The 20,448-nt window shown below is 41.3% G+C and carries 20 protein-coding genes; 6 read left to right on the forward strand and 14 right to left on the reverse strand.

All coding sequences use genetic code 11. The annotated features are described in order from the left end of the window. The first annotated feature begins 52 nt into the window (after window positions 1–52). Together DQW11_RS18580 and DQW11_RS18585 are read left to right on the forward strand one after the other, a co-directional pair. The gene (locus tag DQW11_RS18580) at window positions 53–715 is read left to right on the forward strand and encodes an SCO family protein (RefSeq protein ID WP_113925794.1); all 663 of its coding nucleotides are present in this window, start codon (window positions 53–55) and stop codon (window positions 713–715) included. Window positions 716–718: 3 nt separating this feature from the next. Then, the gene (locus DQW11_RS18585; RefSeq protein WP_113925617.1) at window positions 719–1,159 is read left to right on the forward strand and encodes a c-type cytochrome; all 441 of its coding nucleotides are present in this window, start codon (window positions 719–721) and stop codon (window positions 1,157–1,159) included. Window positions 1,160–1,163: 4 nt separating this feature from the next. Here DQW11_RS18585 and DQW11_RS18590 read toward each other — a convergent pair whose 3' ends face one another. Continuing rightward, window positions 1,164–1,589, reverse strand: coding sequence for a hypothetical protein (locus DQW11_RS18590; protein ID WP_113925618.1), 426 nt, complete (start codon window positions 1,587–1,589; stop codon window positions 1,164–1,166). A 291-nt stretch (window positions 1,590–1,880) separates the two neighbouring features. Between DQW11_RS18590 and DQW11_RS18595 the strand changes: the two genes are divergently transcribed. Continuing rightward, a complete protein-coding gene (locus tag DQW11_RS18595) occupies window positions 1,881–2,705 on the forward strand; it encodes an aminotransferase class IV (protein ID WP_113925619.1) in 825 nt (274 codons plus the stop codon). 75 nt (window positions 2,706–2,780) lie between these two features. Here DQW11_RS18595 and DQW11_RS18600 read toward each other — a convergent pair whose 3' ends face one another. Genes DQW11_RS18600 through DQW11_RS18620 form a run of 5 tightly spaced genes read right to left on the reverse strand, consistent with a single transcriptional unit; the run spans window position 2,781 to window position 9,787 of the window. After that, on the reverse strand, window positions 2,781–3,218 hold the full coding sequence (locus DQW11_RS18600) for a hypothetical protein (RefSeq protein WP_113925795.1): 438 nt from the start codon (window positions 3,216–3,218) through the stop codon (window positions 2,781–2,783). Between the two features lie 48 nt (window positions 3,219–3,266). Further along, window positions 3,267–4,490 carry an ABC transporter permease gene (locus DQW11_RS18605; RefSeq protein ID WP_113925620.1) on the reverse strand — a complete coding sequence of 408 codons (1,224 nt, stop codon included), beginning with the start codon at window positions 4,488–4,490 and terminating at the stop codon, window positions 3,267–3,269. After that, on the reverse strand, window positions 4,487–5,122 hold the full coding sequence (locus tag DQW11_RS18610; protein WP_113925621.1) for an ABC transporter ATP-binding protein: 636 nt from the start codon (window positions 5,120–5,122) through the stop codon (window positions 4,487–4,489). The genes DQW11_RS18605 and DQW11_RS18610 overlap by 4 nt, the downstream gene beginning before the upstream one ends. After that, on the reverse strand, window positions 5,122–6,300 hold the full coding sequence (locus tag DQW11_RS18615; protein WP_113925622.1) for a hybrid sensor histidine kinase/response regulator: 1,179 nt from the start codon (window positions 6,298–6,300) through the stop codon (window positions 5,122–5,124). Before DQW11_RS18615 ends, DQW11_RS18610 begins: the two co-directional genes overlap by 1 nt. Before the next feature lie 52 nt (window positions 6,301–6,352). Continuing rightward, a complete protein-coding gene (locus DQW11_RS18620) occupies window positions 6,353–9,787 on the reverse strand; it encodes a sensor histidine kinase (RefSeq protein WP_113925623.1) in 3,435 nt (1,144 codons plus the stop codon). Window positions 9,788–9,915: 128 nt separating this feature from the next. Between DQW11_RS18620 and sucD the strand changes: the two genes are divergently transcribed. Continuing rightward, a complete protein-coding gene (gene sucD / locus DQW11_RS18625) occupies window positions 9,916–10,797 on the forward strand; it encodes a succinate--CoA ligase subunit alpha (protein WP_113925624.1) in 882 nt (293 codons plus the stop codon). 139 nt (window positions 10,798–10,936) lie between these two features. On the opposite strand, the gene DQW11_RS18630 is transcribed toward sucD, so the two are convergent. Then, window positions 10,937–11,206, reverse strand: a complete 270-nt coding sequence (locus DQW11_RS18630) for a hypothetical protein (protein WP_113925796.1) — start codon at window positions 11,204–11,206, stop codon at window positions 10,937–10,939. A 412-nt stretch (window positions 11,207–11,618) separates the two neighbouring features. On the opposite strand from DQW11_RS18630, the gene DQW11_RS18635 reads away from it, so the two are divergent. Then, window positions 11,619–13,214 carry a phytoene desaturase family protein gene (locus tag DQW11_RS18635; RefSeq protein ID WP_113925625.1) on the forward strand — a complete coding sequence of 532 codons (1,596 nt, stop codon included), beginning with the start codon at window positions 11,619–11,621 and terminating at the stop codon, window positions 13,212–13,214. 220 nt (window positions 13,215–13,434) lie between these two features. Beyond that, complete coding sequence (locus tag DQW11_RS18640) at window positions 13,435–15,072, forward strand: ABC-F family ATP-binding cassette domain-containing protein (protein WP_113925797.1); 1,638 nt, start codon at window positions 13,435–13,437, stop codon at window positions 15,070–15,072. Between the two features lie 231 nt (window positions 15,073–15,303). Here the strand turns inward: DQW11_RS18640 and DQW11_RS18645 are convergent, their stop codons facing one another. The 7 genes from DQW11_RS18645 to DQW11_RS18675 all read right to left on the reverse strand — a co-directional run bounded on the left by DQW11_RS18645 (window position 15,304) and on the right by DQW11_RS18675 (window position 20,448). Continuing rightward, window positions 15,304–16,590, reverse strand: a complete 1,287-nt coding sequence (locus DQW11_RS18645; protein WP_113925626.1) for a M20/M25/M40 family metallo-hydrolase — start codon at window positions 16,588–16,590, stop codon at window positions 15,304–15,306. Between the two features lie 92 nt (window positions 16,591–16,682). Beyond that, on the reverse strand, window positions 16,683–17,099 hold the full coding sequence (locus DQW11_RS18650; protein WP_113925627.1) for a putative toxin-antitoxin system toxin component, PIN family: 417 nt from the start codon (window positions 17,097–17,099) through the stop codon (window positions 16,683–16,685). Then, complete coding sequence (locus DQW11_RS18655) at window positions 17,089–17,313, reverse strand: hypothetical protein (protein ID WP_113925628.1); 225 nt, start codon at window positions 17,311–17,313, stop codon at window positions 17,089–17,091. Before DQW11_RS18655 ends, DQW11_RS18650 begins: the two co-directional genes overlap by 11 nt. A 66-nt stretch (window positions 17,314–17,379) precedes the next feature. Continuing rightward, a complete protein-coding gene (locus DQW11_RS18660; protein WP_113925629.1) occupies window positions 17,380–18,132 on the reverse strand; it encodes a zinc-dependent peptidase in 753 nt (250 codons plus the stop codon). A gap of 106 nt (window positions 18,133–18,238) precedes the next feature. Further along, a complete protein-coding gene (rny, locus tag DQW11_RS18665) occupies window positions 18,239–19,804 on the reverse strand; it encodes a ribonuclease Y (protein WP_113925630.1) in 1,566 nt (521 codons plus the stop codon). A 73-nt stretch (window positions 19,805–19,877) separates the two neighbouring features. Then, window positions 19,878–20,162, reverse strand: coding sequence for a cell division protein ZapA (locus DQW11_RS18670; protein ID WP_113925631.1), 285 nt, complete (start codon window positions 20,160–20,162; stop codon window positions 19,878–19,880). Between the two features lies 1 nt (window position 20,163). Beyond that, window positions 20,164–20,448 (reverse strand): hypothetical protein, encoded by a 285-nt coding sequence (locus DQW11_RS18675; RefSeq protein ID WP_113925632.1) that lies wholly within the window; start codon window positions 20,446–20,448, stop codon window positions 20,164–20,166.

Raw genomic sequence — 20,448 nt, forward strand, 5'->3', positions numbered from 1 at the left:
GTCAAAGTTTTAAATGGTTAGTGAAAAAAACGTAAATACAAAAACCAAAATTATGAACACATCATTTCTCAATAAAATATTTATTCCCGCTCTAGCATTGTTGGTTTGGAATTGCTCCCCAAAGAATAGTCAGGAGAATTCAAATCTTCCGCTTCCTATTTTGGGCAATAGGCATGTTGAGGAATTTGAAAAAGATGGAAAGAAGGTACAGGACACTGTTTACCATAAGATTGCCGAATTTTCCTTTACCAACCAGGAAGGAAAAGAAATCAATAATCTATCAGTGAAAGACAAAGTGTATGTCGCTGATTTTTTCTTTACGAGCTGTCCTACCATTTGTCCCATCATGAAAACCCAAATGCTCAGGGTTTATGAAAAGTTTAAAGACCAACAGGATTTCCTCATCCTAAGTCACACCTTGGATCCAACCCACGATACACCGGAATTGCTTAAGGATTTTGCTTCCAAAATTGGCGTTGAAAATGACAAAACATGGCATTTCCTGACCGGTGATCAGGAGAAGATTTTTGAAATAGGACAGACAAGCTATATGACCACCGCCATGTCAGATCAGGCCGAACCTGGAGGATATCTCCATTCCGGCGCATTTATACTTGTGGATCAAAATGGCCACATCAGAGGAGTATACGACGGTACAAAAGAAGATCAAGTAAACAGATTGATGAATGACATTCCAAAATTGCTACAGAAGTAATCCATGAATAAAGTCTTCTTTACTATTGCCATTATTCTACTTGGGTTAAATTCCTGCAAACCAAAATCCTCCAATCCTGAGAATACACTTGCTACCATTTCGGATACCAAAGTACTCCAATATGCCATAGAGGGCAAAGCGCTATACGAAGCAAACTGCGCCAACTGTCATCAGAAAAACGGAACAGGATTGGGAAAACTTATCCCGCCCATATACCAGTCTGATTATTTTTTAGAGGATGTCCCAAGATCAGCAAAAATCATCAAGCACGGCCAAAAAGGAGAAATCACAGTCAATGGCGTTGTCTACAATCAAGAAATGCCCGGGAATCCAAAACTTACCAATATTGAAATTGCCCACATCATGACTTATCTATACAATATATGGGGAATCGAAAAAGGGGTGATCGACGCGACTATGGTGGAAGAATACTTGAAAAAATGAGATTTTACGATTTTTCCAGCTCTGTTTTGGCTGCTTCAATGGAAGTTTTTATTTCATCATTAACCTTTTGGACTTTGATTTTTTGATCAAGAAGGTAGGTTTCGATTTCCTCTTCGGTCATTTCATCATAAGTGGATTTGAATTCCCTCATCCAAACAAACATTCCTTCAAAAGCTGAATCCAAATCAGCAGAAATAGCGTTGAGTTTTTCAATTTCTCCCGACATTGCTACGCTGTCAGCCGACAGTTCCCCTGACTTTTGGAGGATGTCCTTTTTAAGCTTTTTCAACTCATCCATTTTGGGCATCACCTCATCATGGATGGCAATAACTTCCTTTTTCAGGATCTCGTTTGATTCTTTTCTGTCAGATCCACAGGCAGACAAAAAGAAAAACAGGGCAACAAAAAATCTTAAATAGTTCGGGCTCATAAGTTTAGATTTTGAGCAAAGAAAATATAATTTTATTATAAAAAGAAATTAAATCTAATATTTTTGATAATTATATAATTTTTCATATTTTTTTTATGATTTAAATTGATAAAATTAAGAATTAGCTGCTTCCTTTAATCGGTCAAATATTCTAACCCAAAAAGGAATGTTGACCCTAAAATGTATAAAGGGGAAAAAGCTATCCTGTTTATATCCGTCAGGAATTTGTATTTTTGGACAAATCCAAAGCATCGCAAATGCTTGGTTTCATTTGGCTCTTAAACTCAAATTATGAAACAGTTTTGCTTCTCCAACGACCAGATTATTGATTCCAAAAATGCTGCAATCCATCCGATGGATATAGGTTTGATAAGGGGTTATGGGATATTTGATTTCTTTCGGACTTCAGGATACATCCCTCTCTTTTTAACGGATTATCTGGACAGATTTATCCGGTCTGCGGCAAAAACCCATCTCCACCTTGCTTATTCTAAGGAGGAACTTGCACAGATTATCCATGATTTGATACAAAAGAATGACTTGGAACAGGGCGGGATCAGAATGTTGCTTACAGGTGGAGTTTCTGACAACCATTTTTCGCCGACTGCCGGTTCACTTTTCATTTTTTGTGAGGACCTGGACTTCCCTGCCGCCTCAAAATATGAAACAGGAGTCAAACTATTAGCTGCAGACCATGTACGCGCGATTGCAGATGTCAAGACCACCAATTATGCTTTCCCTGTCTGGCACAGTGTCAATTGGAAAAAGGAAGGTGCCGAAGATGTGATCTACCATCACAACGGATACATTTCCGAGAGCTCAAGGTCAAATATTTTTGTGATAAAAAATGGAAAAACAGCCACTCCTGACCAAAACATATTGCACGGAATCACCAGAAAAAGAGTGTTGGAACTTGATAAGACTATCGAAATCCGGCCAATCAGTTTTGATGAATTGATTGATGCCGATGAAGTATTTATGACCGCAACTACCAAAAAAATACTTCCGGTCACCATGATTGATGATTTAAAAATCAAAGATGGTAAACCGGGTCCAAAGACAATTGAACTCATGGCAGCATTTGCTTCTATGGAAAAGAAAAGCGTATTGGTCTAAATTCCGAGCGAAAACCTCAAAAAAAAATGTCAGTGGTATTCACTGACATTTTTTTTTGCTTGGTATTTAACCTTCTCAGTTTGCAAGAAGCTCTGCTTCTTTGAGGATATACATGAGTTTTTCAGGGTCTTTGTCATTCAGGGTAAGTTTTCCTCTTACCCTCACTCTTTTGGAAGTGTATTTGATCGGTGTTTTCAGCATTACTTCCATGACTGTCTCAGGCCCTCCAGAACCACAAAAGAAGCACTCAGCCAATGGCAATGAAGAAAGGATGATATGTTCGGGCTTAAACATGCCTTCAAAAGGAATGATATATCCGTCAGCTTCCACCACTTTTCCTTCCATTCCTTTGATACTTGGGCCAAATACCGGAATGTAAAGTTCCCCAAACTCATCCTGACCTATCTTGTAGGTCACTTGGGCCAAATCTTTCCAAACAGTTGTGCTTTGTCCATAAGCAAGGCTTGTGACAAGGGCTAACATCATTAAGACTACGGTTCTCTTCACTATCATGGTAATTCCCATTTTGATTAATTATTGGTGATAATCTGACTTGCAAATCTATGCTTTGGTCAGTTGTTTGGCAATATCTGTTTGATAAGCGTTCCATGCAGGGATAAGGGAGGCAAGAATTCCCACAATTACTGCATATCCGAGAATCCAAAGTTCTTCTTTCAGAAAAACTGCGGCACTCAAAGTACTGATGGCACCCTGATCATTTTGCATAACGAGAATGACCAAGAAAAGGTGCCCGATTGCGATACCAACGACTGCTCCCATGATAGTCAAAATCACTCCTTCCAAAACAATATGGAGAAAGAGTTGCCAACTCGAAGCTCCCAACGTACGCATCACCGCAAGGTCATATTTCCTTTCTTTTAATGAATTGAACAGGGCAATAAAAATCCCCAAGCCAGCAATGATGATGATCACGATCGCCAATCCTTGAATCAGCTTGACTCCGATCCCCAACAATTCGAATAACCTCGATATTTCAAAGGATGGTGAGGCTGCCTGAAGGGCGCTTTTGCTATTGATAAATCTCGGTAACTGTACGGCCGCGATGGGATTTCGGTATTGGATCAAAAGAGAAGTAACTTCCCTGTCTTGATCAGTGATCGGAAATCCTTTCTTGGCAACGGGCGCTTCATGGGTAGCATGGTCATGTTCCTCATCATGGGTATACCATACAGACTCGATGCTAGTGAGGATCAACTTGTCAAGAACATTTCCCATCGGGGCCAAAACTCCCGTAATCACATAAGGATGCGCATCATGCTCGTGGCTGCTGCTCCCGATTCCATGTGAACCTATGAATGTATTTCCTGTTTTTAATCCGATTTTTTCAGCTACTTCATGACCCAAAACTACTTCAAAAGGCTTTTCCCAAGCATTTCCCTGAGAAAATGTAGCCGAATACAAGGCTAGATAATCATGGTTGGTTCCCACAATTCTATATCCCTGATAATTGTCACCCAGGCCAAGCGGTATGATATTCTTTACCAGTCTGTTTTTTGAAAGTGCCATGGCATCTTTCAAATCAATGTTTCCCGTCGGAAAATCGATATGATAAACACTCGAAAGGATCAACTGAAGCGGGCTTCCTTTGGCACCGACGACAAGGTCAATTCCCTCCGCATCTTTGGTCATTTTGTTTTCGAATTGATCTTGGATCAAAATCAAAACCGTGATAATCGCCAAGCCCAAGCCCAATAACAGGATATTCAAACCTGTACTCAGGGGTTTGGCGATCAGGTATTTCCAACTCAATTTGATCATATTCATAATTGGCCTCCTATGATTATTAGGTTGGGAATATGGTCTTTGACCCGCTGGTCATGGGTAACGATGATCAGAGCTGCGTTGTATTTTTTGGCCTGCGTCTGGAGAAGTCTGACCACGGCAGCGGCATTTTCATCATCTAAACTCGCTGTAGGTTCGTCGGCCAAAATGAGTTTTGGCTTGTTGACCAATGCCCGGGCGATGGATACACGCTGGGCCTCACCTTCGCTCAGGGTATTGATACGTGCTTTCTTTTTGTCAAAAATCCCTAATTCTTTCAACAAAGGTTCGATCATTTGGGTATTTTCCCTTACAAAAAAGTTGGCAAGCTGAAGGTTTTCTTCCACCGTCAGAGGTGCCAGAATATGTGGTTTTTGAAAAATGATTCCGATATTTTTCCCCCTGAATTTATCCAATTGTGATCCTTTCAATGAATAAATATCCGTTCCGTCGATGGTGACAGACCCTGATTTGGGTTTCAATAATCCGGCGATGATGTTCAATATGGTGGTTTTTCCACTTCCGGATTTGCCGATGACGAGCATTTGGTCACCTGCATCTAGGCTGATATCCGGGATTTGGAATTTTTGATTGGAATCGTAATAAAACTCGATGTTTTTGGCTCTTAAGATCATTATTCTTGGATGGGTATGCTGATTTGGAATGTAGTCCCTTTTCCTTGCGCACTTTCAAAAGCGATATCTCCGTTCAATACTTCCAGGCTTTTTTTCACGATAGACAACCCAAGTCCGGAACCTTCGATGATACCGACGTTTTTTGCCCTGAAAAACCGGTCATAAAGCTGGTCATGTTCTTTTTCAGGGATGCCAATTCCTTTGTCTTTGACTGTGGCTTTCAGGTTGCCTTTCTCTAACCATACGGTGAAATCAACTTCCTGTCCATCTTTGGAATATTTCACGGCATTAGAAAGCAGGTTTTCAAAGATCTGATATAACAAGTCAGAATCAGACACGATTGTTTTCGGGAGGTTTTCCAATTTCACATTGATCTTGACATCATGCTCAGAACCTGCCTTGACCACATCCAATATTTCATTGAAAAGTGCGGCAACAAACATCTTCTTCGGTCTAAAGTCTATCTTATTGGCATCTGCCTTTCCGAAGAAAAGAACAGAAGTCAGCAGGCTGTTAAGACTGCGGACTGAATTCTCTATTTTATTGGCATGCTTGACGATCTTGGCTTTAAAAGGATGTTCTTTTTCTGCATACTGCTGAAGGAGTTGCGCAGAACTCAGGATAGAAGTCAAAGGAGTTTTGAATCCGTGAGAAACATTCAACACAATCCTTGATTTGAGTTCACCGATTTCCCTTTCTTTTTCCAGGGCTCTTGTAAGTTCTTTGTTGGCTTCGGCAAGGTCTTTGGTTCGCTGCCTTACTTTTTCCTCCAACTCATTATTGAGCTTCTGAAGTTCTTTTTCTTTTCTGTCTTTAAAAATAGCCAGTTCAATCACCATGTTCAGTTCACGGATATTGAAAGGCTTGATGACATAAGCACTCGGATTGGTACCGACGACTTTGGTGAGCGTCTCGGCATCAGAACTCGCACTGAGATAGACCACCGGGATATCATATTTTTCATTGATGATTTCGGTAGTCTTGATCCCATCAAGCTCGCCGGCGAGATTGATGTCCATCATGACAATATCTGCCTGATTGTGTTCGAGGATTTCTAGGGCTTTTTCACCGGAATCCGAAATGCCGATGATCTCATGGTTGTTCTTTTCAAGTGCTTTTTTGAGTAAAAGCGCCGAAACGTGGTCATCCTCTGTAATTAATATCCGAAGTGGAAACATGTGTGCTGTTTGAATATGGGTGCAAATTACAAGTTTAAATCATTTCCAAAAATCATTTTTTACCTAATGGAAGGATTACAATCACCTTGGTCCCTTCTTCTTTTTGACTTTCTACCCGGATACTTCCCCCAAGGATATCAACGAGGTTTTTGGTAATGGCCAGTCCCAGACCAGTTCCTTCATAATTCCTGTTGTTTCCCTTACTTTCCTGCTCAAAAGGTTTGAACAGGATCTGCTGAAAATCCTGACTCATACCTATTCCCTGATCGGTAACCGTCAGCGTGATTTTTTCACCCGATCCATTTAACGTAATGGAAATAATGCCTTTTTCTGAATATTTGATGGCATTGCCGACAAGGTTATTGACAATCATCTCAAAATACCTTTGGTCAATCAATCCCTTCAAAGGTTGGGTTTCATATTTGACAGAAAGCAAAAGCCCTTTTTTTATGGCAAGCCCCTTCAACGGCAAAAGGATGGTGGCCAAAAAATCATTGATGTTGGATTCTTTGTAAATCACCTCGAGTTTTTTTGCTTCAATTTTGGAAAGGTCAAGGATGCTGTTGATCGTACTCAAAAGCCGCTCTCCCGATTCCTGGATTATTTCAAGCTGAGAGATCAAATTAGAATCGTCCTGCCTCTGCAAAATAATATTTTCGGTACTTCCCAAAATCCCGTTGAGCGGTGTCCTGATTTCATGGCTGATGTTAGACAGGAAGTTTGATTTGAGCTTGTTGGCTTCCTCTGCTTTGCCTTTTGCTTCCTGAAGCCCTTTTTCAAATGCCTTTTCGGCAGTGACATCACGAAATACGGAAAGAATCAAAGGATTGCCTGCATGGTCGGATTTTAACCTTGCCACATAAAGTTCAATCTCCCTCATCCCATCCCTCAAAGGCATGCTGAATTCAAAGGTAATTCCCTTATTTTCCTCATTGGCGATGGCAGGCAAGATGATCGATCTTTTGCTCGGGTAAAATTCCGGATCTGTGAATAAATTGGTGATTAATCCCTTTTCGATTTCTTTGATCGGAAGTGAAACCAATTTTGCAAGACTTGGATTGGCGGCAATGATTTTGCCTCCATCGGTTGAAAGCAACAAACCATCCTTGGAACTGTTCCACACATTCCTAAACTGGTCTTCTGTATTGAATACCTGCTTGATCTTTTCATCGATTGTCTTTTTGAGCAGGCCTTCTTTTCTCAACAAGTTGAGGAGGGTATTGAAAAGAAATCCTATCAACAGAAAAACAAAAAGCACCGAAATCACAAACCATGGCTGAAGATAGACGGGCTTCAAAATCCTGAATTCTTCAGAAACCACCTCAGGTGTAAAATTATCATCTACGCCTGCTTGAAGAAGAAGTCTATAATTCCCCGCAGGAAGGTTGTTGAAAGTCAACACGTTTGTTCTCGGATTGACTATTTCTGTCCATTCATCTTGGAGGCCTTCCAGCTTGTACTTGATGACAAGGTCATTAGGTTGGATAAAAGAAACAGCCCTGTAGGTAATTTCGATATTATTGACTCCGAAGGGAATCCGCATCAAGTCAACCCCTTCACTTTCACTCCCAAGAACTTTGACTGAAAGTATTTTGGTAATTGGAGAGTATACCCGGTCAATATTTTCTTCCGGAATAAATACAGAAAGCCCTTTGCTGGTACCGATCCAGATTCTGCCATTGTCACTTTCCAAAAGTGCCCCCCTATTTGTTTCCAATCCTGATAGCCCTGATATCTCTGTGTAATGGTCCATTTTTCCATTTTTGATCCGGTATAAACCCTTATCAGTCCCGGCCCACAGGTACCCTTTGGAATCTTTTAGAAGTGAATAAACAGGCCTGTCAATATTGCTTCCTCCAGTTTGAAAATAGTAAAACTTACCCTCACAAAAATATTTGAGCCCGGATTCTGTGCCAAGAATCAGGCAGCCATTCTCTTCCTCGATATAATCAAACCCAACAGCAGTAACAAAACCTTTTCTTTCTAAGACCCCGTCTGAAAAAATCGGATTGCTGCCCTGTATAAAAATTATCCTTCCATCCCGGAGTTTCCCTGTTTTTCGGACAAACATCTGGTCCTGACCAAAAGTCTTCAAAATGTTGTCTGTGATTTCATTCTGGAAATGAGATCCCCTGTTAATAATGGAGGAAAGATAGAGACTTCCCCTAGCCGCAATAAACAGACTGTCTCCGATAACCCTGACTGATGTTACAAATTTTTGTAGAGGACTTGGTTGAAAGTCAACTTTCGAAGTTTTGGGATCCATTCTCCCAATCCCCTTCAGGTTGGATGAAAACCAGATAATGCCGTTTTTATCCTTGTCAAAATTGCTGATCCTAAATTTGGGATGCCCTACCAGCCCTTCATAACCGTAAAGGGTCTTGACATCTGAATCCCTGGACCATATCTGAAGACCGTTGTTAAAACCAATCAAATACCTGGAGGAATCAAGCCCAATTATAGCTGTGACCTCATCATCTAAAAGGGACTTGGAACTATAATTTATAAACCTAAATGAACTGATGTTGGCCAATCCACGGTTGGTCGCGATCCATTTGATCCCCTCCCTATCCACAAGAAAACCATGGATAAAATAGGCCTTTAGGACATCATAAGAATCTATTTCAAGGCTTCTGTCAGGTTTGGGATCATATTTATACAGCTGGGAATTGTAATTGTAATACACCCTGCCTTCAAAAACCTGCAAGTGACTGAAATCTACAACACTGAATATCTCTCTTTCAAAATTTTGTCTTAGGATTTTTTCCGGGGATTCGTAGGATTTGCCATAAGCCAAGAAGTCTAAGCCCAAAAAATAATACCCTTTGGTGACCTCGTCAAAAGCAATATGTTGGACCTTTGCGGGCAAATCAATTCCCTTGAATGCATATTCCTGAAGCTGTCCGTCACTGAAAATGTAAGTCCGGTTCCTAAACAAAACCAGAATCCCATCCGCAGTTCCCAAGTCGGATTTGAAAGGTCCTGCATTTCTAAAATCAAATTCCTGAATTTGCCAGGTGTTTTCATTTTCATTCCTGAAAAATAATTTGCTTTCAGAAAACAAAAGATATTGCCATCCATCCTTTGTCTTTTTGGGAAGGAAAAGCAGAAGGTCTTGATTTCCATCGATTGGAAGGTTAGTTTTTAGGTCAAACTCCTCCCATATCCCATCCTGGTAAAAATAGGCCTTTGGTTCATTGATCAAATTGCTTATCCAGATTCGATTATCCTCATCTTTAAAAATCCTCACTTCATTGGTCAAACCACTTTGGATATTTTCAGGTAAAGGATAGGTATCAAAACCATCCGAATAGAAAACCCCAAGAGAGGTATTAAACCACATGAGCCCTTCTTTGTCCTGCAAAACCTGGTAGATAATATCAGAAGGCAGGTCAACTCCTTTGATCTGATTATTGAATTGGAAAGTCTGCGCAAAAGCAGTATTTCCAAACCAAACCAAGAAAATAAGAAGCAGGGCTTTTTGCATAGGGGTACCGTACGCCGTCTAAATTAGAAAAAGATACGGATAGTGTAAATTAATTGGATATTGTTTCCCTTTTCTTTTTGTGGACGGGGTTAATCCTTTATTTTTGTGCAAACTATAAAAATCGCAGCATGAGTGTTTTAGTCAATAAAGATTCCAAAATAATTGTGCAGGGCTTTACCGGTTCGGAAGGTTCTTTTCACGCACAGCAAATGATCGAATACGGAACCAACGTTGTTGGCGGTGTGACTCCCGGAAAAGGAGGTACAAGCCACTTGGAAAGGCCAGTTTTTAACTCGGTAGAAGAAGCTGTCCAAAAGACAGGCGCCAATACCTCGATTATTTTTGTTCCACCGGCATTCGCTGCTGATGCCATCATGGAAGCTGCAGACGCAGGGATCAAAGTCATCATCACCATCACGGAAGGTATTCCTGTAGCGGATATGATGAGGGCAAAACCATATATGAAGGAAAGAGGTGCGACGCTGATCGGACCTAACTGTCCGGGTGTCATCACTCCGGGAGAAGCCAAAGTAGGTATCATGCCGGGCTTTGTATTCAAAAAAGGTAGAATCGGAATAGTGTCCAAGTCAGGAACATTGACCTATGAAGCAGCGGATCAAATCGCAAAAGCAGGTCTCGGTGTATCCACTGCCATCGGTATCGGCGGAGATCCGATCATCGGAACCTCCACCAAAGATGCGGTTCAACTGTTGATGGAGGATCCTGAGACGGATGCTATCGTCATGATCGGCGAAATCGGAGGAAATTACGAAGCTGATGCAGCAAGATGGATCAGGGCAAACGGCAACAAAAAACCCGTAGTAGGATTTATCGCCGGACAGACTGCCCCTCCGGGACGGAGAATGGGTCACGCAGGTGCCATCATCGGTGGTGCAGACGATACCGCGATAGCCAAAATGCGCATCATGGCCGAAAACGGAATCCACGTAGCTGAATCTCCCGCTGAGATCGGCGCTGTGATGGCGAAGGTTTTGGGAGTTACAGCATAATCAATACACAGATTTTGTAATCTGATATTTATTGATATTGGATATTTGGATATTAAAAAAACCGTTCTGATTGATTTCAGAACGGTTTTTTGTTTTAATAAAAATTGGTAAATGAGTTCAAAAAAGAATTCCGGACAACTTATTCTTCTACGATATTCAAACCGTGTTTTTTCTCGAATTCGTCTCTTTTCAATTCAAATCTCCCCGCCTCGGCGTTGACCATGTCCAAGGACTCGTTGTATCTTGTAAACAATTCCCCTATATTTTTTTCCATTTCAGAAAAATTGAACTGCATGGCGTCAACCTGCAATTGGGAGGCTTTTTCTACCATGGCAATCTGACTGTTTTTGAGATCTTCTAACAACATCAAAGCCCTATCCATTTTTACTAATTTCTCTCTGTTATCCATTTTATTTGATTTTTTCAATAAATCATACAATAACTATTCCTAAGTCATATTTAAAATTGTTTTTGTTTTAATGGAGATTTAAGATTTGAGACGTGAGAAATGAGACAGCCGCAACAATCAAATAAAGTTAATCTAATTTAGCCAGCCTCAGGATGAATGGTTTGGATACTCTTTTTAGCTCTTTGCAAATTTCAGCCAATAAAGATGTGCTCCAATTTTTCAATCTTTTAATGTCTAAATATCTTTGACTTATTTTTGGATTATCCTGCCAAAGACTATTTCAGACAAACGGAATGTCCTTCAGTAGCTTATGGAATACGCTCTCTTCATAGCGCATTCCCTCTCACACAGTTTAAAGAAATTTCTACCGCTATATATTTCTATTGCATATATTTAAGTAAAAAGCCTGATCATGCGCAATTTCCCTTCCTACAAACAAAGTAAACCTTCCGGCCAATATGATGCTATTGTTATTGGTTCGGGCCTGGGCGGGCTTACCACGGCTGCCCTACTTTCCCAACACGGCCAAAAAGTGCTGGTACTTGAAAAACACTACACCATCGGAGGTTTTACCCATGTTTTCAAAAGAAAAGATTATGAATGGGACGTAGGAATTCACTATGTCGGCGATATGCACAATAACCAAAAACTTATGCCACGCCTTTTCCAGCACATCACTCAGGGGAAATTACAGTGGAAAGACATGGGAGAAGTGTATGATAAGATCGTTTTTGAGGATAAAACCTATGATTTGGTAAAAGGCCGAAAAAATCTTGTTGCCAAACTAAAATCAGATTTTGATTCTCCTGAAGACCATGCTGCCATTGACCGCTATATGGAAGCAGTGAAAAATGTAATTGTAAGCAGCAGGGGTTTCTACAGCATGAAGGTTTTTCCAGGTTTAATAGGAAAATGGCTGCGAAAATGGAATTCAAAAAAGTTCCTTAAATTCTCAGATATCACCACCCTCGAAATGCTCCGGACTTTTACGGATAATCAAAAACTGATCGGCGTACTTTGTGGCCAGTACGGAGATTACGGTCTTCCTCCTGCACAAAGCAGCTTTGCCATGCACGCCATCCTGGTCAATCACTATTTCAACGGAGGGTACTTCCCTGTGGGTGGATCGGCCAAAATTGCGGAAAACATCTATCCCCAAATCACAGCAGGAGGTGGGGATGTGTATTCCAATGCTGAGGTGAAGGAGATTATTTTCGAAGGAAATAAGGCAGTAGGCGTGCGCATGGCAGATGACCATGTGCTGAAGGCTGACCGCATCATCAGCAATGCAGGAGTATTCAATACCTTTCAAAAACTCATCGACAAGCAGCATCCACTTTATCCCAAACTGGAACGTCAATTTGATGGCTTGCGTGCTTCCGTGGCACATTTATGTCTGTATATTGGGTTGAAAAAAAACAGCCAAGAATTACAATTGCCCACTTCTAATTTCTGGATTTACCCCGGCTATGACCACGATAAAACTGTGCGGGAATATCTCGCCAATCCAGATGAGAAGCCGTTTCCCGTTGTCTATATTTCCTTTCCTTCGACCAAAGATCCTGATTGGGTGAATCGTTACCCCGGGACTTCCACCATAGAGATAATCTCGCTGGCTCCGTATGAGTGGTTTAAAAACTGGGAAGATACCCGTTGGGGAAAAAGAGGGGAAGATTACAATGCCATGAAAGAGAAATGGTCCTTGCGGTTATTGGAAAACCTCTACAGCCAACTTCCCCATTTAAGAGGACAGGTAGATTATTACGAGCTTTCCACGCCTCTATCCACTAAAAATTTTACAGGCTACCAATCAGGTGAAATATATGGGCTCGAACATAGTCCTGAAAGATTTCGAAATGAACACCTCACTCCACATACTCCCTTTAAAAACCTGTATCTGACCGGGCAAGATATTGTTTCCTGTGGGATCGGAGGCGCGCTTATGAGCGGTCTGATTACTTCATCCGCTATTTTGAGGAAAAACCTAATTAAAAGTATTATGAAATGAAGATAAGTTCTTCTTTGGGAGCATGGCAACAAATAAACAAAGTTGAGAACAAGAAAAGAAGCAGAGAATTTCAGATTTCAAAGTCAAGGAATTTGTTTTTAGTAGCATTTAATACTTTAAGAACTTCTATCACCCAATTTTGAAATTTTCCAATCTTCCAATCCGCCACGGCGGACAAGTTCTTTCAATTCCTTACCTTTGCGGCTTCAATTTCTTTTCCATGATTTCAGTAGACAATATTTCCGTCATCCATGGCGGCAAAGCCCTTTTCAGTGATGTATCATTTTCCATCAACGAAAATGACAAAATAGCCCTTATGGGCAAAAACGGCGCTGGCAAATCCACCATGCTCAAAATCATCGCCGGCGGGACCAAACCATCCTCAGGGGGCGTTTCCGCTCCAAAAGGCGCGGTAATCGCTTACCTGCCACAGCATCTGTTGACGGCGGATGATTGTACGGTTTTTGAGGAAACATCCAAGGCATTTGCTTCCTACCTCGATATGAAAACCGAAATCGAAAGGCTCAATGAAGAACTGACTGTTCGTACTGACTATGACTCCGAAGATTATTATAAAATCATCGAGCAGGTTTCCGAACTCAGTGAAAAATTTTATGCCATAGAGGAAGTCAATTACGAAGCAGAAGTAGAGAAAGTGCTTTTGGGATTGGGATTTGAAAGGAAAGATTTCAAAAGATCGACGTCGGAGTTTTCCGGTGGATGGAGGATGAGGATCGAACTTGCCAAGATTCTTCTGCAAAAACCTGATTTGATCCTTTTGGATGAACCGACCAACCACCTTGACATAGAATCCATCCAATGGCTGGAAGATTTTTTGACCCAAAAAGCTAAAGCCGTGGTGGTCATCTCCCACGACCGGGCATTTGTGGACAACATCACCACCCGGACTATTGAAGTAACGATGGGCCGGATCTATGACTACAAAGCCAAATACAGCCATTACCTTGAATTGAGAAAAGAGCGCCGCGAGCAGCAACAAAAGCATTTCGAAGAGCAGCAGCGGACCATTGCCGATATTCAGGAATTCATCGACCGCTTCAAAGGGACTTATTCCAAAACCCTTCAGGTTCAGTCAAGGGTGAAAATGCTGGAGAAAATGGAAATTATTGAGGTGGACGAAGTAGATACTTCAGCCTTGAAGTTACGCTTCCCGCCTTCTCCAAGATCAGGAAAATATCCCGTGATCGTCGAAGAACTTACCAAATCCTATGGCGACCATGTTGTGTTCAAGGATGCTAGCATGATCATTGAAAGCGGTCAGAAAATCTCCTTTGTAGGTAAAAACGGTGAAGGAAAATCCACGATGATCAAAGCCATCATGGGTGAAATTGATTTTCAAGGAAAATGTGAATTGGGCCACAATGCCATGATCGGCTACTTTGCGCAGAACCAGGCTTCTTTATTGGATGAAAGTCTCACCATATTCGAAACCATTGATCAGATCGCTGTCGGAGAAATCAGGGGTAAGATCAAGGATTTGTTGGGCGCCTTTATGTTCAAGGGAGACGACATCAATAAAAAAGTGAAGGTCCTATCCGGCGGGGAAAAGACGAGGTTGGCGATGATCAAATTGCTTCTTGAACCCGTCAACCTTTTGATCCTCGATGAACCTACTAATCACCTGGATATGAAAACCAAAGACATCATCAAAGATGCTTTGAAGGCTTTTGACGGCACTTTGATCATCGTTTCCCACGACAGGGATTTCTTGGATGGTTTAGTGACCAAGGTATTTGAATTTGGAAACAAACGGGTGAAGGAGCACTTCGAAGATATCAATGGATTTTTGAGGAATAAGAAATTGGAGAATTTGAGGGAAGTTGAAAGGAAGTCGTAGCGAAGCGAAGATTCCGAGGATGAAGTAATTCGGAATAGAAATGATATATACTTCGTGATATTGAGAGATACATACTTCGTGATATACGTGGATATATTGCCTGCGGCGATATAATTGCTAAGATCTTGACCTTGATGCTAGAATCAGGGCTTTACAAATAATATCTAAAAATATCCTAATATCCACAAATATCAGTTTGATAGACCTCCTCTCAAAACTCAAGAATTATCCTTATTTCCATCCCCCCTGCATCAACACAAGCAACAAAGCCTGCTGAATAGCCAAGTAGCCATCTTTGTTGATGAAATACTCTCCTAGGCTGTGTGCACCATATCCGATGCCACCGCGGCCGATGGTCACTGCGGGAATTCCTTTGGAAAAAGGCACATTGCTGTTGGTAGAGCTTGAGCTTAGCTCTGGTTTTTTTCCACCTGTCAGGTAATCAGCGACGGCCATGGTCTGTTGGATTAAAGTCGATTCAGGTGATGCGATTCCACTTGGACGGTCTCCTACTTTTTCGATGTCGACAGTCAGGGCTTCGCCTCTGCGGATGATTTTGTTTTCTTTGGCCAAACCTTCCTGCATGGATTCCAAGAATATTTGGTTGATGCCCTTCAGCTTTTCCTGACTTTCGGAACGCATATCCACGAGCATCCACGATTCAAAGGGAATGGAATTGACCGAAGTTCCTCCACCCAAAACAGAAATGCTGTATGTTGTTTTCAAACCCTCTTTGGTAAATTCATCGGCTTTTGGAACAAATGAAGCAACTGCCTGTGCGAGTGCATTGTGTGGATTTCCAATCCCAAAAGCCCCATAGGAATGTCCCCCAGGGCCTTTGAAAGTTACTCTGTAACGGAGCGAGCCAATTCCACCATTGACAATATCTTCCAATCCTCCACCGTCAATGGCAATAAAAGAAGCAATAGGTTGCCCGCCATCGCGGAAAAGATGCTTCATGCCTTTCAGGTCACCGAGACCTTCTTCCCCGACAGAACCTGTAAACCAGATATCGCTTTCGGTCCTGATGTTTTGACTGCTCATCGTTTTGACCAAAGCCACCACTACTGCCAATGCCCTGTTGGCATCTGTGATTCCCGGAGCAAATAAGGTATCTCCTTTTTGTTTGACTTTCACATCAGTGCCAAAGGGAAAAACCGTATCCAAATGCGCGTCGACCACGATAGTCTTGTCCGATTTGGTTCCTTTTCGCAGCGCAATGACATTACCTACCTCATCAGTCCAAACGGAGTCGGCCCCAGCTTTGCGTAGCATGTCTGCATAGACAAGACCTTTTTCCTTTTCGTGGAAAGTCGGCGTCGGGATTTCTGTGAGTGTAATCATATCCTGAATGGTAACCGCATCGATCTCGATAATGTACTCAAATGCCTTTTTTATGGCAGGTTTCTTGGCCAGTTCCTGTACTTCTTTTTGGTATTTGGGTTGGATAGTCTGTGCAAAGACATGGTTTCCAATTACCAGGGAAAATACAAGAAGGAAGGTCAGATTCAGTTTCATTTTTGATGGGATTTGATCAAGCGAATTAGAATAAATTCAGGAAAAGGGACAATACCGTCTATAAATATCTCAATGAGAATCATTTAGTTTTTTTACAAATCTTCTGAAAGAAAATCAATAGGCCTTATGATTTTAATATTTTGGAAGGGATTCAAAACCAATAGATCAGGATCTCCTGACATGAGATAGTCTGCATGTCCATCAACAGCCAAATTCAAAAACATATCATCTTTTGGGTCTCTGCTTAATTTCAAGACACTGGAAACAGGGATTAAGGAGGACATTGCTATTAACCTTTCCCCGAATTTCACCCTCTTTTCTTTTAAAACATATTTATCAAATTTCTCTCTCTGAAGGACTTCAAAAAGCTCTGCAATGGTTTCATTGCTAAAAACAAGTACTCCATGATTGGTTGCTTTTTCAACCGCTAATCGACTTGTATTGGATGGAGATAAAATCACACTTACCAAAACATTGGTATCCACCACAAATCTGAAATCAGCCTTCATTCAAAATTTCATTAAGCTCTGCCTCAGTTAATCCATTTGCTTTAGCTTCATTTCGAATTTCATCAACAAATAACCAAAAATCATTATTCCCTTTTTCTAAGCTTGCCTTAAGCAATTGGTCAATTTTTTTTGCAAGCAATTTTTTCTTTTCCAAGGAAATTCTATCCCATTTTTCAGCAGTTTTTTTATCTACTTCAATGACAATTTTTCCCATAATTTGATAAGTTTTCAACAATATACAAATAATTGAATTTGAGTGAAAATAGTTTTTTTCACCGAATCACGATCCTCCATTACTCAAAACAATCGGATCTTGCTTCAATAAAAAGACCAAAGATTGGTACAGGCCGCTATCATAATCCTTTAGCCTTTGGGGATTTTCAAAAAACGATTCCAACGCCACTGCAAAAAACTCATGGGGATTGTTGGCCGCCGAATCCCTAAATATGGAGTCTTCCCCGTCCATAATTCGCTGGATTTCATTTTTGGCTAAAACCGAAAAATCCATCCATCTCTTGGGGTTAAAAAAATTACTCTGCCCGTTGTAATGGATTTGATTTTCTAGCTTCAGTGCATGTGCCATTTCATGTATCCCAAGGTTGACGCCGTCTGCCCCATTTGCCATTCCCTTGACAAAATTTTTCCAAGAAATCACAATGATTCCAAGCCTCGGATTGACTTCACCCTGATGGTATTGTTTGTTGATGGTGGAATAATAATTGTCATTGTAGACCAGTATCTTTTTGAAATGCTTCAAATTGACATCCCGAAAGCCAAATGAAATCATGACTGCTGTGGCACCGATCAGCAGTTCCATTTCCCGGGTTACCATTTCTATTCCTCTTGGGACAAATTTTTTGATGGCTAGAAAATAAACAAGCCGCTTCTCAAAATCTAATTTATGTTTTGGGTTAAGTTGGCGGTAATAGGCAAAAAAACCTTCCAAAATATCAACATCTTCCTTCGTCAACTTAAGAATTCCAAGCCGGATTTTGACTTTTTGGAAAAGGTAAAAAAACAGACTATATCGCATGTGGGTGGGTGAAATTGAACTTACACTATCCCGATAAAAATATAAAAAGAAAACCGAAGTTCAACTCAATGAACTTCGGTTTTCTTACTTCACTTTAATCTTGAATTTATTTTGCGTAGTTCACAGCCCTCATTTCACGGATCACCGTGATTTTGATCTGACCGGGATATTGCATTTCTTTTTCGATTTTTTGGGAAATGTCAAAGGAAAGCTTGCTTGCAGTCTGATCGTCCACATTGTCTGCATCTACAAGTACGCGAAGTTCACGTCCGGCCTGCATGGCAAAGCATTTGTTGACCCCATCAAAAGCCAGCGCAAGTTCTTCTAATTCCTTCAGACGCTTGATGTAGCTGTCCATGATTTCCCTTCTTGCACCCGGTCTGGAACCAGAGATCGCATCAGAGGCCTGCACTATTGGTGAGATCATCGAGGTCATCTCAATCTCGTCATGGTGGGCACCGATGGCATTGATGACTTCAGGATGCTCCTTGTACTTTTTAGCAAGCTCCATACCTAGGATGGCATGTGGCAATTCCGCTTCTTCAGGGTATACTTTTCCGATATCATGAAGCAGACCTGCTCTTTTTGCAAGCTTGGCATTCAATCCCATTTCGGCAGCCATGGTTGCGCATAACTTGGCTACTTCTCTTGAGTGCTGCAATAAGTTCTGTCCATACGAAGAACGGAATCTCATCCTTCCGACCATTCTGATCAGCTCTGGATGAAGTCCATGGATTCCAAGATCGATACAGGTTCTTTCGCCGATCTCAACGATTTCCTCCTCGATGTTTTTCTCTGTCTTGGCTACAACTTCCTCGATCCTTGCAGGGTGGATTCTACCGTCCTGCACCAATCTGTGGAGAGACAACCTCGCCACTTCTCTTCTTACAGGATCAAAACCCGATATGATGATCGCTTCAGGCGTATCGTCCACGATGATTTCCACTCCGGTAGCGGCTTCTAAGGCCCGGATATTTCTTCCTTCCCTGCCGATGATTTTACCTTTGACATCGTCTGATTCAATGTTGAATACAGAGACGCAGTTTTCGATCGCATGCTCTGTAGCTGTTCTTTGGATGGTGTCAAGAACGATTTTTTTGGCTTGCTTGGTAGCTGTCAATTTGGCCTGGTCCAAGATATCCTTGATATGGGAAGATGCTTTGGTGTTGGCCTCATCTTTGAGCATTTCGACCAATTGGTCTTTGGCTTCATCTCTTGTAAGTCCGGCGATTTTTTCCAAATCCGAGATCCGCTGACTTGTCACTTTGTCAAGTTCATCCTTCTTTACCTGCACGGAATGTAGCTGTGCAGAAAGGTTTTCTTTCTTGCTGTCGAGTTCCGCTTCTTTTCTTTTGATTTGCTCCAGTTCTTTGGCTAAAACCTGTTCCCTTTGCTTGATCTTGTTTTCATTGGTGATGATGAGGGCTTTCTTCTTGTTGGCATCTTCTTCAAACTCCAGTTTCAATTTCAGGTATTTCTCTTTGGCCTCAAGCATCCGCTCTTTTTTGATGGCTTCAGCGTTGATTTCTGCTTCGCGGATAAGGCTCTTGGCCTTTTCTTTGGCTTGTTCTTCGAGTTTTTTACTGTTGTTTTTTACAAAAAGACCGGCTGCAACCGCGCCAAGCCCCAGGCCTAAAATGCCTGCAATAATGATGTATAATGATGATTCCATAGGTGTTTTGGATAGATATATATTACCTACCGGAAAAAAAGAAAAACCTTCAAAAATGAGAGTGGAATTGGTATTACAAAAGGGAATTCAGTTGCTCATTGATCCTGTCGATACTTGATTTAATCAATTCACTGTCATCAGTATTGATCATATTCTGTTCCATGGATTCAACCATTGAATCAAAAGCCACCATTGCCAACAGGTCCTGACGGTCGTCCAGCCCAAATTCTTCCCTGTATCTTTTTATTTTATCATTAATCAATTTACCTGCATGTCTGATTTTGGCTTCGTCTTCTGTCTTCACCTTCATGGGATATTCGCGATCCCCGATTTTTAACCTTATAGAAAGTGTTTCCATATCACTCAGACAAATAGGCAATTATATTATCGATTTCCTTTATGTAATTATTGATTTTTTCTCTCAATTCAGCAGATTCCATTTCCTCTACCGGTATGCTGTTTACAAGTTTAGCTATTTTTATTTGATTTTTAAAATCCTCCAAGGCCCTCTCTTTCTCTTCGAGTTTGGAACGAAGCAAAAACGACTCTTCTACTAAAGCCTTATTGTCTTGTTCAAGTTGCTGAAGTTTGCGGCTGACCTGTGCAGCCAGCTTCTCTGTGCGCTGAAGTTCTTCGTGAATCAT

This window comes from Cognataquiflexum aquatile (assembly GCF_003316845.1).
Lineage (GTDB): Bacteria > Bacteroidota > Bacteroidia > Cytophagales > Cyclobacteriaceae > Cognataquiflexum > Cognataquiflexum aquatile.